The sequence below is a fragment of the Cytobacillus dafuensis genome (assembly GCF_007995155.1).
Lineage (GTDB): Bacteria > Bacillota > Bacilli > Bacillales > Cytobacillaceae > Cytobacillus > Cytobacillus dafuensis.
In genome coordinates, this window is the sequence record NZ_CP042593.1 from 404,128 (window position 1) to 419,949 (window position 15,822).

A 15,822-nucleotide genomic window follows, 5' to 3' on the forward strand; every position below is an offset into this window, starting at 1 on the left:
CTTCATTTTCCGCTTTTCCGCTTTTCCGCTAAAAGCTTTTGAAACTCCCTTTCCAGCTCCTCAGATGGCTCGATACTAAGACGGCTTAGCACCTCTGTTATTTTCGTTTCTAAAATAAGCATTTCATCTTCTTGAACATTCCGTTTTTCCTGTGGAACATAATGTTTGTATTCATCATATTTTCCTTCAAAAAGGTGAATTTCTGCATTTTTTATTTCTAAAATACGGGTAGAAATGTTTTTGATAAATCGCCGGTCATGGGAAACAAAGATGAGGGTTCCCGGATATGCTTGCAAAAGGGATTCCAAAGCTTCAACCGCTTCTATATCAAGGAAATTCGTTGGTTCGTCTAAAATTAATGTATTCAAATCGCTAACAAATAATTTAGCTAATGCTACCTTGACCCGCTCTCCTCCGCTTAATACACCTACAAGTTTATAGACGTCCTCTCTGAAAAAGTGCAGCCTTGCCAGGACAGTACGAATGAAGGTTTCCTTTTGCTTTGAAGTGGAGCTGACGTTTTCTAATATCGTTCTTTCCGTATTTAAAATATCAATATTTTGACTAAAATAGCCTATTTTCATTGAAGGGGAAATGAAGATGCCTTCTTCTTGATCCATGATTTTCTTTATTAGCGTTGTTTTGCCGCTTCCATTTGGACCAATGATGGCGAGTTTATCTCCTCCTCGAATGTTAAAGCTTGCGGTGTTCCACAGGGTGCGGTTCCCGATGACACCCTGTACATCCTCTGCACGAAGAATGATCTTTCCTCTAATGGTTTCTTCATTTGGCAAATTCATTTGAATGGCAGGTGTTTCTTTCAGCTTATCTACTTTTTCGAGCTTTTCTAATCGTGTTTCAATGGCTTTCGCTGTTTTTTGCAGCTTCTTTTGTTTTTGGGCAAAGTAGGGCTTGGTTTTACTCGCTTCGATAGAGCTGACCTTTTTCGGTGTTTTCGTTGCTCTTGCCGCTTTTTTCTCTTTTAATAGTAATGCTTCTTCCAGCTGCTTTTTCTTTTTCTCATACTTTTCATAAGCCAGCTCATGTTGACGATGTTCTAGCTCCTTTTGTTCCGCATACTCCGAGTAGTTTCCCTTGTACTCTTTTACTTGCCCTTCATTGACTTCCCAAATCGTGGTACATAGAGCATCTAAAAATGCTCGGTCATGTGAGACGAGGACAAATGCTCCTTGCCAGTTTGCCAGTTTCTTTTCAAGCCATTCAATGTGCTCGGTATCGAGATGTGTTGTTGGTTCGTCTGCTAGCAAAATACCCGGGTTGTTTGCAAACGCTTCGTTAATGTATTCCTGTGTTACCTCACCACCGCTCTTGACGGTGTCGGTCTTTTTTAACTGTGTCAAAAGCTCGCATGTGCAATAAGCGATGACTGAGCCAATATCAGGAGATTTCTTGCCAGCAAGGACTTCCAACAAAGTAGTTTTGCCGCTGCCATTTCTGCCGACTAAGCCGATCCGGTCATTTTTGTGGATTTGTAATTTTTCTATATTCACTAACAATCGATCTTTTATATAGAGCTCTAAATGATTAGCTTCCAATAATAACATACGATCATCCCCATTCTTGTTTTAATATGGAGACAAAAAAAGCCTCCTATCTACATTCAGAATAGGAGGCATAGGTGTACAACAAAAAGAGACTACTCCCTTTATGTCCAACTACAATCATCCAATCCTATTCTGAAAACGTCGATTGAAGGCATCACAAATCAAGCAGAAATATTAGCTGCTTAACAAAATTGCCATCAATCCATTGTCTTCGAAAAATAGGATTAGAACTTCATGTAATTGGGTCACCCTTCCGTATTTTTATTAATATCAGCATAAAGGATGTGACAATATCTGTCAATGGATTAGCTAATCATTTAAAATGGTTATTATTCGAGAATATTCTGTTTGATTCATAGTAATTTATTATTAAAAGGAAGCAGGTAGGGGAGAATATGAAGTTTTTTATAAAAAATATGTGTGAAGAATATGCTGTACAAATACTTAAATGGAATTACGATACTCCATATGACTTTTATAATAATGAAGTAAATTCTGATTCTATTAAGGAAATGTTAGAAAACCCATATTGCGTGGTAGTAGATGAGTATGAGAAATTAGTAGGCTTTTTTTGCACAGGCGCTTTAGCACAAGTACCAATTGGTTCTCGGTTTGGAGCATACTCAGAGGATTTCATTGATATTGGAATTGGAATGAAACCGGTATTAACGGGTCAAGGTCTTGGTTACATGTTCTTTTCGTTTGTTCTTCACCATATTCAAGAAACAAATAAAGACGTCTCGATTCGCTTAACAGTAGCAAAATTCAATAAAAGAGCCATCCATCTTTACGAAAAGGTTGGATTCAAAGAAGAAATGGAATTTTCAAATGGAAAAGCGGACTTTCAAACAATGGTTAAAATCTGACTCTAATAGGGAGAAAAAGATGATGCAATTACCAAGCGAATTTGTAAAAACATTAAAAAACGTCCATAAGGAAAAAGCTGAAAAATGGCTGGAGGATTTTGATAGACTTATAGATGAATGTGAACAGCGCTGGCAAATGAACATTTTGTCCCCATATGAGTTATCGTATCATTTTGTTGCTCCTGCCCTACGCAGAGATGGATCTGAAGTTGTCATAAAGCTGGCTATTCCGAGTATAGAATTTTATTCGGAAGTAGAGGCACTACGGGTCTTTAATGGGAATGGTATGGTCAAAATAATGGATGTTGATTATGAAAAAGGCATTCTTATTTTCGAACGATTAGTTCCAGGCATCACACTAGCTACATTAACGAATGATGAAGAAGCTACTTACATTGCTGCGCAGATCATGAAGAAATTATGGAAGCCAGTGCAAAGCTCTGATCTTTTTCAAACAACATTTGATAGGGAAACAGAACTGAAAAGGATTTATTATGAATATCCGGAAGGTGTAGGTCCTGTAACGAAAGAAACTCTACGAGAAGCAACGGAGATTTTTACTGAAATGAATCATACGCTAGGTACACCGTTCATGCTCCATGGTGACCTGCATCAATACAATATTTTACTAAATGGAGAATCCTGGCTGGCTATTGATCCTAAGGGATTGATTGGAGATAGAGAATACGATGTTATCCAATTTTTATTAAATAAATTGCCAAAAGAAAATATAGAAGAAATACTAGAAAAGCGGATAAATATTTTGGAGAAGGAACTTCATTTAAATAAGCATAGAGTATTGTCTTGGGGATTTTCGCATGCTGTACTAGCGACATGCTGGTCCTTTGAGGAAAGCGGCAATTATAATGAGGAATTTTTTAATTCCATAAATGTATTCAAGTGTTTATTAGGGAAAGAGAATAATAATTAAGCGATGGAGCTTTTACTCCATCGCTTCTATTAATATCTAAACAATCTTCTTACGGATATATCCTGATAATAGATCAATAAAGGTAACCATAACAATAATGCCAAGAAGAATAATTCCTACTCGATCCCAATCTCTTGAGCTCAATGCAAAAATTAAAGGTGTTCCAATTCCTCCAGCTCCAATTACGCCTAGAATCGATGCTGAGCGAACATTAATTTCAAAACGATATAGCGTATAGGACAAGAAGCCCGGCAATACTTGTGGCAGGATGGCAAACCATATGATTTGTAAACGGTTTGCCCCTGTGGCGGTTAACGCTTCTGAAGGACCTGGATCCACGCTTTCAATTTCCTCTGCGAATAGCTTTCCGAGCATACCGATCGAGTGTAAGCCTAATGCAAGCACACCAGCAAATGATCCTGGACCAACGGCTTTAATGAACATGATGGCCATGACGATCTCTGGAAATGTGCGTATTAAGCTAAGGATGAATTTACCGGTATTTGAAAGAGATCTGCCTTTGCTCATATTTGTTGCTGCCAAGAAAGCAAAGGGTACGCATAGGAAGGCTGAAATGAATGTTCCCAGAATCGCAATCGCTAATGTATCTAAGAGTCCCCGCAATAAATCTTCACCATCAGGTAAATACACATAATCCCAATCAGGGCTAAAGATGCCTGAGAAAATCGCTTTTGACACTTGTGCAGCTGTTTCTTTTACATCAGCAATAGGCATCCCGGAGAAAGCCCAAATATAAATAAGTGCTAATGTTATGTATATCAGCCAAATACGGGTTTTATTTTTTTTAGGCTTGATCAAAGGTCTCGTCGTATTACTCATATTAACTTCTCCCGTAATTTTGTACTAATAAAGTCGATGATTAAGACAACGACTAATGTAAAAATAATGATGGAGCTTGTTTTGTCGTATTCAAAGAATCCAAGGGTACGGTCATAATAAAGACCAATTCCACCTGCACCAACTAATCCTAATACAGCTGCAGCCCGAATATTGACCTCAAATGTATAAAGTACATACGAAATATAATGCGGCAATACTTGCGGAATGACGCCAAAAAAAATCCATTGGATTTTGTTGGCTCCAACTGAAGTCATCGCCTCCATTGGACCCGGATCAATTGCTTCGATCGCTTCATATGTCAATTTTGCAACTAATCCAATTGAGAAAATCGTTAATGCAAGTATTCCTGGAAGTGGTCCTAAGCCAAAAATCGAAACAAAAATAGCAGCTAAAAGTAAATCAGGAATAGTCCGAATTAAGTTCAGAATAAATCTTACCGGATAAAATACCCAAGTGTTTTTGACGATATTACTAGCGGAAAAAAGGGCAATTGGGATTGCGATGATCGCACCAAATGTCGTTCCTAATAAGGCCATTCGAATCGTTTCAAGCATGGCTGGAACAATTTTTCCGAAATAGGGCCAGTTCGGCGGCAGCATTTGTACGAGCAAATCCATCATATTCGGAAAACCGATAATTAGTTCGGTTATAGATGTATTTGTTTGGATTGCACTGCCAAAGATGAGCAGTAATATAATGAAAAATGTAAAATAGGTTTTTAGTTTACTAGGAGGATCGGGAATAACCCTTTTCTGCGGCTGGGTGCTCATCATACTTCTACCTCTAGCAGCTCATCCTTCATAATCGGGCGTCCATAAATTTCAGAGAATTTCTCATCCGTCGCTTCTGAAACAGGTCCATCAAAAACAACCTCACCCGCTCGCAGCCCGATAATTCTTGTCGCATATTCTCTAGCTAAATCAATAAAATGAAGATTAACAATCGTTGTTATCCCTAATTCCTGATTAATTCTCTTGAGGTCATTCATTACTTGCTTCGTGGTTAACGGGTCTAGCGAGGCAACAGGTTCATCGGCCAAAATGATTTTTGCTTCTTGTGCTAAAGCGCGTGCAATCGAGACTCGCTGCTGTTGTCCGCCTGAAAGCTCTGTTGCACGAGAGTACGCCTTTTCAAGAATATTAACTCTTTCTAAAGCATCAAAGGCTAAGTTCACATCTTCTTTCGGAAAAAGCCCTAGAATCGTGCGCAACGTAGAGTGATAGCCGACACGGCCGGATAGAACATTTCTTAGAACAGAAGAACGCTTTACTAAATTAAAGCTTTGAAAAATCATCCCGATATCTCGACGAATCCTTCTTAGTTCGCTGCCTTTCGCCTTTGTAATTGATTTACCCTCAATCAAAATCTCACCATCAGAGATTTCAATCAAACGATTGATTGAACGTAAAAGCGTTGATTTTCCTGCACCGGACAACCCGACGATAACGACAAACTCCCCCTCTTCAATTTTTAGATTAATATTATTCAAACCTTTTACTCCATTTGGATAGGTTTTGGAAACATTGTTAAATTCAATCACTCACATTCCAACTTTCATCTATAATTAGTCTTTTTCAATCAATGTAAATGAGATCAAATTAAAAAAGCCAAGCCAGTTCATAACCCTTAACTGGCTGGCGTTTTTATTCAAAACATAACAAACTCTTACTCTGTTTTTACTTTTTCCGCATAATCACGAACGATATCGAACATCTTATCTTCTGAAGGTGTATACCCTTCGTGAGAGTAAATATCTTTAATGATCTCGTGTCCTTTTTCATCTTTTCCGATGGATATAAATGCATCTTGAATCTTTTTCGCCCATTCCTCGCTCATATCAGAGCGGATTGAAATTGTATCGTTTGGAATAGGTTCAGTAAAATGAAGAACTCTTGTATCTTCAAACACGGAAGGATAGTCTCCTTTAACAATATTCCGTGCATCTTGGAAAGTGACGGCAGCATCCACATCACCGTTTAATAGGGCAATAACTGCTTGGTCGTGTCCTTTTACTGTGATTCCCTCAACATCTGTAAGTGGGTCAATTTTTTCATCCATTAAAGCAGCTGCCGGCCATACATAGCCTGCTGATGATGTCACATCCTGGAAAGCAATTTTCTTCCCTTTTAAATCTTTAATGCTTTTAATATCTGAATCTGATTTGACAATGAACATAGATTTGTAGAAATCAACTAATTGATCATTTGGAGCACCTGTTTCATCGTTAACTCCAAATCGTTGTGCTTGAAGAATGACGTTCGCTGCGCCTTTTTCATGAGCCTGTACGTATGCTGTTGGAGGCAAGAAGCCAACATCAACCTGTTTAGAAGCCATTGCTTCAACAATGGTGTTGTAGTTTGTTGACACACTAACAGTCACAGGTATACCAAGCTCTTCTTTAAGTAAACCTTCTAAAGGCTTTGCCTTCGCTTCTAAAGTGTCAGCGTTTTGTGATGGTACGAATTGAACGGTTAAGCTTTCTGGTACATAATCTCCGCCTGAAGCTTTGTTCGAGCCACATGCACCCAAAATGCTAGTCGTCAAAGCTAGAGAAAGTCCGATAGTCGCTATTTTTTTAAACATTCGTTTACCCCCAAATAAATAGATAATGAATTTGAATTACGAATCGAATTATAGCAAAGTAAATAGATATTTCTGTAAAATAAATGTTAAATTATGTAAAGGTTTCATGTTGTTTACTGTCAATTGTGTTTACATACAAGGATTGCGATTATAATCAAAGACAATAGCAAAGAGAGGGATGTGAGTTTAGTGAAGCCTGAACAATGTGAGCTAATAATTTTGGAAACAAGTGATCTTCACGGGCATGTTTTTCCGATAAATTATCGTGATAATGAAGAAGTAAATGGTGGGGTGGCGAAAATTGCTTCAATGATAAAGAGGGAGAGGGAAAAATATAAATACTCCTTATTAATTGATAACGGCGATGTCATCCAAGGGACCCCTTTCACATATTATTATGCAAAATTCCTTCGAGAAAAAAGCAATCCTCTTGTGTATCTTTTAAATGAACTTCAATATGATTGTGCTGTGATTGGGAATCATGAATTTAATTATGGAATGGAAGTTTTACAAGCGGCAGTGAATGAGTCACAATTTCCTTGGTTATCGGCCAATATTTTACATAAAGAAACAAAGGATTGCGCATTTGGTTCTCCTTATTTTATTAAGGAATTCGACAATGGGCTACGGGTTGTTGTTTTAGGCATCACCACTCATTATATTCCGAATTGGGAAAATCCCAATCATATTGTTGGGCTAACCTTTGAGGATTCATTAGCAACTGCGAAAAAATGGGTTAAGTTTATTCAAGCAAATGAAAAATATGATCTTTTGATTGTTTCTTATCATGGTGGATTTGAACGGAATTTATCTACCGGAGAACCAGAAGAGGATTTAACTGGCGAAAATCAGGCATATGAAATGTGCCAGGAATTAGAGGGCGTGGATATTTTGCTAACAGGTCATCAGCACCGTATGATTGCTGATGCTGTGAATGGTGTGACGGTTGTTCAACCTGGGTTTAATGGGCAGGCATTAGGGAAAGTTGAGGTTCAATTTGAAAAGATTGACGGGAAATGGGCTGTTCGGAACCGGGCTGCGGAGCTTTTGAAGGTAAATGATTTAGTTATAGCAGACAATCGTATTTTAAAGAAGGTAGTAGTGTATGAAAAAGCTACACAAGTATGGCTTGATCAGCCAATTGGCTCCATTGTGGGAGATATGACGATTCACGATGCTAGAGAAGTTAGATTAGGGGATCATCCACTCATTGAATTTATTAATTATGTGCAGATGGATGCATCAGGAGCTGAGATTTCTAATACAGCATTATTTGATGACCATTCAGTTGGCTTTCGGGAACAGGTAACAATGAGAGACATCGTATCCAATTATATTTATCCGAATACGTTAAAGGTGATTCGGATAACAGGCCAGGATATGAAGGATGCCCTCGAGAAATGCGCATCGTATTTCATGCTGAACGAAAATGGCGACATTCAAGTTAATCCTACTTTCATGGAGCCTAAGCCGCAGCATTATAACTATGATATGTGGGAAGGGATCGAATATGAATTGGATATAAGAAGGCCGATAGGTGAACGGGTTGTAAAATTAAATAGGCAGGGAACATTGATTCAAATAGACCACGAGTATGAGGTTGTCATGAACAGCTACCGTGCTGGAGGTGGGGGCAATTATAATATGTACAGAAATAAGCCTGTTGTGAAAGAAATCCAAATCGACATGACAGAACTCATTGCCAATTACATTTTACAAAGGAAGACCATTTATGCGACCTGCGATCATAATTGGAAGGTTATTTGGTAGAAGAGATAGAATCAATACTTGAAATCTTTTTTAATGAGGGAGATGCAGATGCTTATAAGGAAAGCGGGGATTACTGATGCTGAAGGTATAGCAACGGTACATGTGGATTGTTGGAGAACTACATATAAAGACATTATCTCAGAAGAATTTCTAAGGAATCTTTCTTATGATCAAAGAACTAAGCTATGGACAAATAATATCTCTAGAGAGGATAGTTCTGTATTTGTTGCTGAGGATGAAAAGGGGAAGATTATTGGCTTTACGAGCGGAAGTGGAGTAAAACCGAGAGAATACCAGGAATTTGATGGTGACGTAACGAGTATATATATTTTAGAAAAGTGTCAAGGACAAGGAATTGGAAGGGAGTTATTAAGCAGACTCTTTGAGGAATTTAGAAGCTTAGGATTCCGATCTTCTATTGTAAAAGTGTTAGAGGAAAATAACTCTCGTCGTTTCTATGAAGCAATGGGAGCTCGATTAGTCGAAAGCACGATGGTGAAAATTGCTGATGATCAATTGACATTGTTAGTCTATGGCTGGGAAGATATCAGGATATAAAGGTATCCCATATTTATTAAAGGATTTGGAATATGAGCAAAAGGATCTGGAGGAACCACTCAAAGTGTTTACGTTTCAACAGATTGTGGGATATATCGAAACCTCTATTGATAAAGGCATTATTCATTTGAATCAGTTATTGTGATTATTTGGGATTCCACTAGGAAAATGAATAGTAAACAGAATATAATAGTAGAAAACTAATAAAGGAACACTGATATGAAAAAACGACATATTTGGCTCGCGGCAGCTCTGTTGTATTGTGCCGCTATATTTGTCACAACGGCCTCTCCTTCATCAACAGGCGGAAACACGTTAATGCTGCTTAAAGATTTTTTTCATTTATCGGAAAGTCAGGCTGAGGTAGCTAATTTAGTATTTCGGAAGCTTGTGCATTTGTCAGCCTTTGGTGTGTTGGCCCTTTTGTTTTACAATTGCTTTGAAAAACGACGTTTTTTATATGCTTGGCTCTGCACGACTATTTATGCAGCGACAGATGAAATCCATCAAGCATTTATTCCGGACCGAACAGGAACCATTATCGATGTTGGGATCGATTCAATAGGGGCACTTCTTGCATTATTGATATTAAAAATACTGCTTTCATGGAATTCAAGAATTAGATATAGAAAAATGTAAGAAGAAATCGGCGAAAGGACCGATTTCTTCTTACATTATATAAGAGGTTTTTCTAAAATATCCTCCGTTTGAATAAGGCTCTGACCTAGGTTTCAGCTCTACTGACTAGTATTTGGCTCTTTTGTTACCGAAGAACGCTGTGGCGAATGTCTTTTAACGGCAAAAAACAACTCAGCGAAGAAGTACAGCATGACGATGGGACTGAGCCAAATCCAATAAGAATCAATGAATTCATATCCACTAGCTAATAATGGATGAATCCATTTTACACAAATGACTGATAGAAGAACCCAACAGACTGAAAATGATAAGCAAATATGCCCTTGGAGCTGCATAGGAATTTTTGAATAGTCCCACCAGCGGCGATGGAAAAAGGTATACAGCAAAAAGCCGCTCGCATATTCCACAGTTGTCGGGATGATCAGACAGAGGAGGAGAATGATTGTCCAATGAGTACTTGGTCTAATAAGCAAAACGAGTAGGACAGGTGCAAACCCATACATCGGTTTAAATGGCCCGCGAAAAAAGCCCTCTTTAAAAAATTTCTTCGTTGTAGCTAGGCTATAGCTGTTTTCTAAGACCCAGCCAAAAAATGAATAAACAAAAAAATAAAAGACAATAGCTGCAAAACCATATAAATCAAAAGCACTTACCATCAGAAAACTCCTTTCATAGATATTAGAACTTACGATTATAGGTTTTGATATACTTTCTAAAATATACCAATTTAAAATAAGAATTGTTTACTTTATAAAAAACAGCCGTAAAGGGTAAACTGGACCCTCAGAACGGGACAAAGGAAAAACACCTTAAATATTAATAGAAAGACTATATTGCAGATCGAATCTCAAGGAACGAGCAAGGCATCTGATGAGAGACAAATGTCTGGTTTTTTTATTCTACTTTAGTGGTATAGAAAAAATGGATAATAACGGTGATATTCAGCATTAAAACTATTTTTATCTAATATTATTAGAGTCTAAATTATTGTATAAATAGGTATTGACTTTTTAAAAAAATATAGTAATATAATAAATCTAGCTAACAAAATTAGCGAAAAGAAAAATTTTATTTAAAAAAATATTTGCAGAGGGTTGACTTTTGCGAGTGTTTTTGATAAAGTGTTAACTTGTCAGCTGTGCTTTTGAAGATATTTCAAAAAAGCATTTGACACTTTGAAGATGAGATGGTATATTATTATCCTATCCTCAAAAAATAGTTCTTTGAAAACTAAACAAAGCAGAAACGTCAACGTTAATTCTATTATTTTATTAAGAGCTAATCTTACTCTTTATTGGAGAGTTTGATCCTGGCTCAGGACGAACGCTGGCGGCGTGCCTAATACATGCAAGTCGAGCGGACTTGTGAGAGCTTGCTCTCGCAAGTTAGCGGCGGACGGGTGAGTAACACGTGGGCAACCTGCCTGTAAGACTGGGATAACTTCGGGAAACCGGAGCTAATACCGGATAATTCTTTTCTACACATGTAGGAAAGCTGAAAGATGGCTTCGGCTATCACTTACAGATGGGCCCGCGGCGCATTAGCTAGTTGGTGAGGTAACGGCTCACCAAGGCAACGATGCGTAGCCGACCTGAGAGGGTGATCGGCCACACTGGGACTGAGACACGGCCCAGACTCCTACGGGAGGCAGCAGTAGGGAATCTTCCGCAATGGACGAAAGTCTGACGGAGCAACGCCGCGTGAGTGATGAAGGTTTTCGGATCGTAAAACTCTGTTGTTAGGGAAGAACAAGTACCGTTCGAATAGGGCGGTACCTTGACGGTACCTAACCAGAAAGCCACGGCTAACTACGTGCCAGCAGCCGCGGTAATACGTAGGTGGCAAGCGTTGTCCGGAATTATTGGGCGTAAAGCGCGCGCAGGTGGTTCCTTAAGTCTGATGTGAAAGCCCACGGCTCAACCGTGGAGGGTCATTGGAAACTGGGGAACTTGAGTGCAGAAGAGGAAAGTGGAATTCCACGTGTAGCGGTGAAATGCGTAGAGATGTGGAGGAACACCAGTGGCGAAGGCGACTTTCTGGTCTGTAACTGACACTGAGGCGCGAAAGCGTGGGGAGCGAACAGGATTAGATACCCTGGTAGTCCACGCCGTAAACGATGAGTGCTAAGTGTTAGGGGGTTTCCGCCCCTTAGTGCTGCAGCTAACGCATTAAGCACTCCGCCTGGGGAGTACGGCCGCAAGGCTGAAACTCAAAGGAATTGACGGGGGCCCGCACAAGCGGTGGAGCATGTGGTTTAATTCGAAGCAACGCGAAGAACCTTACCAGGTCTTGACATCCTCTGCCAACCCTAGAGATAGGGCGTTCCCCTTCGGGGGACAGAGTGACAGGTGGTGCATGGTTGTCGTCAGCTCGTGTCGTGAGATGTTGGGTTAAGTCCCGCAACGAGCGCAACCCTTGATCTTAGTTGCCAGCATTCAGTTGGGCACTCTAAGGTGACTGCCGGTGACAAACCGGAGGAAGGTGGGGATGACGTCAAATCATCATGCCCCTTATGACCTGGGCTACACACGTGCTACAATGGATGGTACAAAGGGCTGCGAGACCGCGAGGTTAAGCGAATCCCATAAAACCATTCTCAGTTCGGATTGCAGGCTGCAACTCGCCTGCATGAAGCCGGAATCGCTAGTAATCGCGGATCAGCATGCCGCGGTGAATACGTTCCCGGGCCTTGTACACACCGCCCGTCACACCACGAGAGTTTGTAACACCCGAAGTCGGTGGGGTAACCGTAAGGAGCCAGCCGCCTAAGGTGGGACAGATGATTGGGGTGAAGTCGTAACAAGGTAGCCGTATCGGAAGGTGCGGCTGGATCACCTCCTTTCTAAGGATATATAGAAGTATTTCATACTTCTTAAATAAGACGTTTCTTGTTCGTTCAGTTTTGAGAGAATAATCTCTCAAAACTTTTGTTCTTTGAAAACTAGATAATGAAATGAAGAAGAATAACCGAGTAATCGCCATTTTAGTTTTCTCTCTTATTTATTCATTGAGTAAGAGTACAAACCATGAGGACAACGTTAATCGTTGGCCGAAGTAGGTTAAGTTAGAAAGGGCGCACGGTGAATGCCTAGGCACTAGGAGCCGATGAAGGACGGGACTAACACCGATATGCTTCGGGGAGCTGTAAGTAAGCTTTGATCCGGAGATTTCCGAATGGGGGAACCCCCTATCCGTAATGGGATAGGATCTTTACCTGAATACATAGGGTATTGAAGGCAGACCCGGGGAACTGAAACATCTAAGTACCCGGAGGAAGAGAAAGCAAACGCGATTCCCTGAGTAGCGGCGAGCGAAACGGGATTAGCCCAAACCAAGAGGCTTGCCTCTTGGGGTTGTAGGACACTCTACACGGAGTTACAAAGGAACGAGGTAAATGAACAGGTCTGGAAAGGCCGGCCATAGAAGGTAAAAGCCCTGTAGTTGAAACTTCGTTCCCTCCAGAGTGGATCCTGAGTACGGCGGGACACGTGAAATCCCGTCGGAAGCAGGGAGGACCATCTCCCAAGGCTAAATACTCCCTAGTGACCGATAGTGAACCAGTACCGTGAGGGAAAGGTGAAAAGCACCCCGGAAGGGGAGTGAAAGAGATCCTGAAACCGTGTGCCTACAAGTAGTCAGAGCCCATTAACGGGTGATGGCGTGCCTTTTGTAGAATGAACCGGCGAGTTACGATTACATGCGAGGTTAAGTTGAAGAGACGGAGCCGCAGCGAAAGCGAGTCTGAATAGGGCGAATGAGTATGTGGTCGTAGACCCGAAACCAGGTGACCTACCCATGTCCAGGTTGAAGTCCAGGTAACACTGGATGGAGGACCGAACCCACGCACGTTGAAAAGTGCGGGGATGAGGTGTGGGTAGCGGAGAAATTCCAATCGAACTTGGAGATAGCTGGTTCTCTCCGAAATAGCTTTAGGGCTAGCCTCATGTAGTAAGAGTCTTGGAGGTAGAGCACTGTTTGGACTAGGGGCCCTCATCGGGTTACCGAATTCAGACAAACTCCGAATGCCAAAGACTTATCCATGGGAGTCAGACTGCGAGTGATAAGATCCGTAGTCAAGAGGGAAACAGCCCAGACCACCAGCTAAGGTCCCAAAGTATACGTTAAGTGGAAAAGGATGTGGAGTTGCTTAGACAACCAGGATGTTGGCTTAGAAGCAGCCACCATTTAAAGAGTGCGTAATAGCTCACTGGTCGAGTGACTCTGCGCCGAAAATGTACCGGGGCTAAACGTATCACCGAAGCTGTGGATTGACATCTACGATGTCAGTGGTAGGAGAGCGTTCTAAGGGCGTTGAAGCTAGACCGTAAGGACTGGTGGAGCGCTTAGAAGTGAGAATGCCGGTATGAGTAGCGAAAGATGGGTGAGAATCCCATCCACCGAATGCCTAAGGTTTCCTGAGGAAGGCTCGTCCGCTCAGGGTTAGTCGGGACCTAAGCCGAGGCTGAAAAGCGTAGGCGATGGACAACAGGTTGATATTCCTGTACCACCTCTTTACCGTTTGAGCAATGGGGGGACGCAGGAGGATAGGGTAAGCGCGCTGCTGGAATAGCGCGTCCAAGCAGTTAGGCTGCAAGCGAGGCAAATCCCGCTTGCATAAAGGCTGAGCTGTGACGGCGAGGGAAATAAAGTACCGAAGTTCCTGAATCCACACTGCCAAGAAAAGCCTCTAGCGAGGGAAAAGGTGCCCGTACCGCAAACCGACACAGGTAGGCGAGGAGAGAATCCTAAGGTGAGCGAGAGAACTCTCGTTAAGGAACTCGGCAAAATCACCCCGTAACTTCGGGAGAAGGGGTGCTCATTTGGGTGAATAGCCCGGATGAGCCGCAGTGAATAGGCCCAGGCGACTGTTTAGCAAAAACACAGGTCTCTGCGAAGCCGTAAGGCGAAGTATAGGGGCTGACGCCTGCCCGGTGCTGGAAGGTTAAGAGGAGGGGTTAGCGCAAGCGAAGCTCTGAATTGAAGCCCCAGTAAACGGCGGCCGTAACTATAACGGTCCTAAGGTAGCGAAATTCCTTGTCGGGTAAGTTCCGACCCGCACGAAAGGCGTAACGATCTGGGCACTGTCTCAACGAGAGACTCGGTGAAATTATAGTACCTGTGAAGATGCAGGTTACCCGCGACAGGACGGAAAGACCCCGTGGAGCTTTACTGTAGCCTGATATTGAATTTCGGTACAGCTTGTACAGGATAGGTAGGAGCCTTGGAAGCCGGAGCGCTAGCTTCGGTGGAGGCATCGGTGGGATACTACCCTGGCTGTATTGAAATTCTAACCCGCACCCCTGATCGGGGTGGGAGACAGTGTCAGGTGGGCAGTTTGACTGGGGCGGTCGCCTCCTAAAAAGTAACGGAGGCGCCCAAAGGTTCCCTCAGAATGGTTGGAAATCATTCGAAGAGTGTAAAGGCATAAGGGAGCTTGACTGCGAGACCTACAAGTCGAGCAGGGACGAAAGTCGGGCTTAGTGATCCGGTGGTTCCGCATGGAAGGGCCATCGCTCAACGGATAAAAGCTACCCCGGGGATAACAGGCTTATCTCCCCCAAGAGTCCACATCGACGGGGAGGTTTGGCACCTCGATGTCGGCTCATCGCATCCTGGGGCTGTAGTCGGTCCCAAGGGTTGGGCTGTTCGCCCATTAAAGCGGTACGCGAGCTGGGTTCAGAACGTCGTGAGACAGTTCGGTCCCTATCCGTCGTGGGCGCAGGAAATTTGAGAGGAGCTGTCCTTAGTACGAGAGGACCGGGATGGACGCACCGCTGGTGTACCAGTTGTTCTGCCAAGAGCATCGCTGGGTAGCTATGTGCGGAAGGGATAAGTGCTGAAAGCATCTAAGCATGAAGCCCCCCTCGAGATGAGATTTCCCATAGCGTCAAGCTAGTAAGACCCCTGAAAGATGATCAGGTTGATAGGTTTGAGGTGGAAGCGTGGTGACACGTGGAGCTGACAAATACTAATCGGTCGAGGACTTAACCAAATAGAAAAGCGTAGGCGACTGCTTAGCTTCGAGAGGCGTTGGAGAGCCAGCTATGCA

11 protein-coding genes and 2 rRNA genes are annotated in these 15,822 nt (G+C 42.0%); 7 read left to right on the top strand and 6 right to left on the bottom strand.

Going from position 1 to position 15,822, the window contains the following annotated elements; translation table 11 throughout:
* Nucleotides 1-2 precede the first annotated feature (2 nt).
* Nucleotides 3-1,565, bottom strand: coding sequence for a Vga family ABC-F type ribosomal protection protein (locus FSZ17_RS02050; protein ID WP_057776236.1), 1,563 nt, complete (start codon nucleotides 1,563-1,565; stop codon nucleotides 3-5).
* Between the two features lie 395 nt (nucleotides 1,566-1,960).
* Here FSZ17_RS02050 and FSZ17_RS02055 point away from each other — a divergent pair, with 395 nt between their 5' ends.
* Both FSZ17_RS02055 and FSZ17_RS02060 read left to right on the top strand, forming a co-directional pair.
* Entirely contained in the window at nucleotides 1,961-2,431 is a 471-nt protein-coding gene (locus tag FSZ17_RS02055) for a GNAT family N-acetyltransferase (RefSeq protein WP_057776237.1), read from the top strand.
* Nucleotides 2,432-2,450: 19 nt separating this feature from the next.
* The gene (locus FSZ17_RS02060) at nucleotides 2,451-3,362 is read left to right on the top strand and encodes an aminoglycoside phosphotransferase family protein (protein WP_185150657.1); all 912 of its coding nucleotides are present in this window, start codon (nucleotides 2,451-2,453) and stop codon (nucleotides 3,360-3,362) included.
* A gap of 36 nt (nucleotides 3,363-3,398) precedes the next feature.
* Here the strand turns inward: FSZ17_RS02060 and phnE (FSZ17_RS02065) are convergent, their stop codons facing one another.
* The 4 genes from phnE (FSZ17_RS02065) to FSZ17_RS02080 form a co-directional block, all read right to left on the bottom strand.
* Entirely contained in the window at nucleotides 3,399-4,202 is an 804-nt protein-coding gene (gene phnE / locus FSZ17_RS02065; RefSeq protein WP_057776239.1) for a phosphonate ABC transporter, permease protein PhnE, read from the bottom strand.
* The gene (gene phnE / locus FSZ17_RS02070) at nucleotides 4,199-4,996 is read right to left on the bottom strand and encodes a phosphonate ABC transporter, permease protein PhnE (RefSeq protein ID WP_057776240.1); all 798 of its coding nucleotides are present in this window, start codon (nucleotides 4,994-4,996) and stop codon (nucleotides 4,199-4,201) included. The genes phnE (FSZ17_RS02065) and phnE (FSZ17_RS02070) overlap by 4 nt, the downstream gene beginning before the upstream one ends.
* Complete coding sequence (gene phnC / locus FSZ17_RS02075) at nucleotides 4,993-5,763, bottom strand: phosphonate ABC transporter ATP-binding protein (protein ID WP_057776241.1); 771 nt, start codon at nucleotides 5,761-5,763, stop codon at nucleotides 4,993-4,995. The genes phnE (FSZ17_RS02070) and phnC overlap by 4 nt, the downstream gene beginning before the upstream one ends.
* Nucleotides 5,764-5,888: 125 nt before the next feature.
* Nucleotides 5,889-6,806: a phosphate/phosphite/phosphonate ABC transporter substrate-binding protein gene (locus tag FSZ17_RS02080; RefSeq protein WP_057776242.1), complete on the bottom strand. Its 918-nt coding sequence runs from the start codon at nucleotides 6,804-6,806 to the stop codon at nucleotides 5,889-5,891.
* A 189-nt stretch (nucleotides 6,807-6,995) separates the two neighbouring features.
* On the opposite strand from FSZ17_RS02080, the gene FSZ17_RS02085 reads away from it, so the two are divergent.
* The 3 genes from FSZ17_RS02085 (at nucleotide 6,996) to FSZ17_RS02095 (ending at nucleotide 9,773) form a co-directional block, all read left to right on the top strand.
* Nucleotides 6,996-8,576 (top strand): bifunctional metallophosphatase/5'-nucleotidase, encoded by a 1,581-nt coding sequence (locus FSZ17_RS02085; RefSeq protein WP_057776243.1) that lies wholly within the window; start codon nucleotides 6,996-6,998, stop codon nucleotides 8,574-8,576.
* 48 nt (nucleotides 8,577-8,624) lie between these two features.
* Nucleotides 8,625-9,134 (top strand): GNAT family N-acetyltransferase, encoded by a 510-nt coding sequence (locus tag FSZ17_RS02090; protein ID WP_057776244.1) that lies wholly within the window; start codon nucleotides 8,625-8,627, stop codon nucleotides 9,132-9,134.
* A gap of 219 nt (nucleotides 9,135-9,353) precedes the next feature.
* A complete protein-coding gene (locus FSZ17_RS02095) occupies nucleotides 9,354-9,773 on the top strand; it encodes a VanZ family protein (RefSeq protein WP_057776245.1) in 420 nt (139 codons plus the stop codon).
* Nucleotides 9,774-9,871: 98 nt separating this feature from the next.
* Here the strand turns inward: FSZ17_RS02095 and FSZ17_RS02100 are convergent, their stop codons facing one another.
* Nucleotides 9,872-10,429: a putative ABC transporter permease gene (locus FSZ17_RS02100; protein ID WP_057776246.1), complete on the bottom strand. Its 558-nt coding sequence runs from the start codon at nucleotides 10,427-10,429 to the stop codon at nucleotides 9,872-9,874.
* A 635-nt stretch (nucleotides 10,430-11,064) separates the two neighbouring features.
* Here FSZ17_RS02100 and FSZ17_RS02105 point away from each other — a divergent pair.
* Nucleotides 11,065-12,615, top strand: a 16S ribosomal RNA gene (locus tag FSZ17_RS02105).
* 215 nt (nucleotides 12,616-12,830) lie between these two features.
* Nucleotides 12,831-15,765, top strand: a 23S ribosomal RNA gene (locus tag FSZ17_RS02110).
* The 16S and 23S rRNA genes sit together here, the layout of an rRNA operon.
* Nucleotides 15,766-15,822 lie beyond the last annotated feature (57 nt).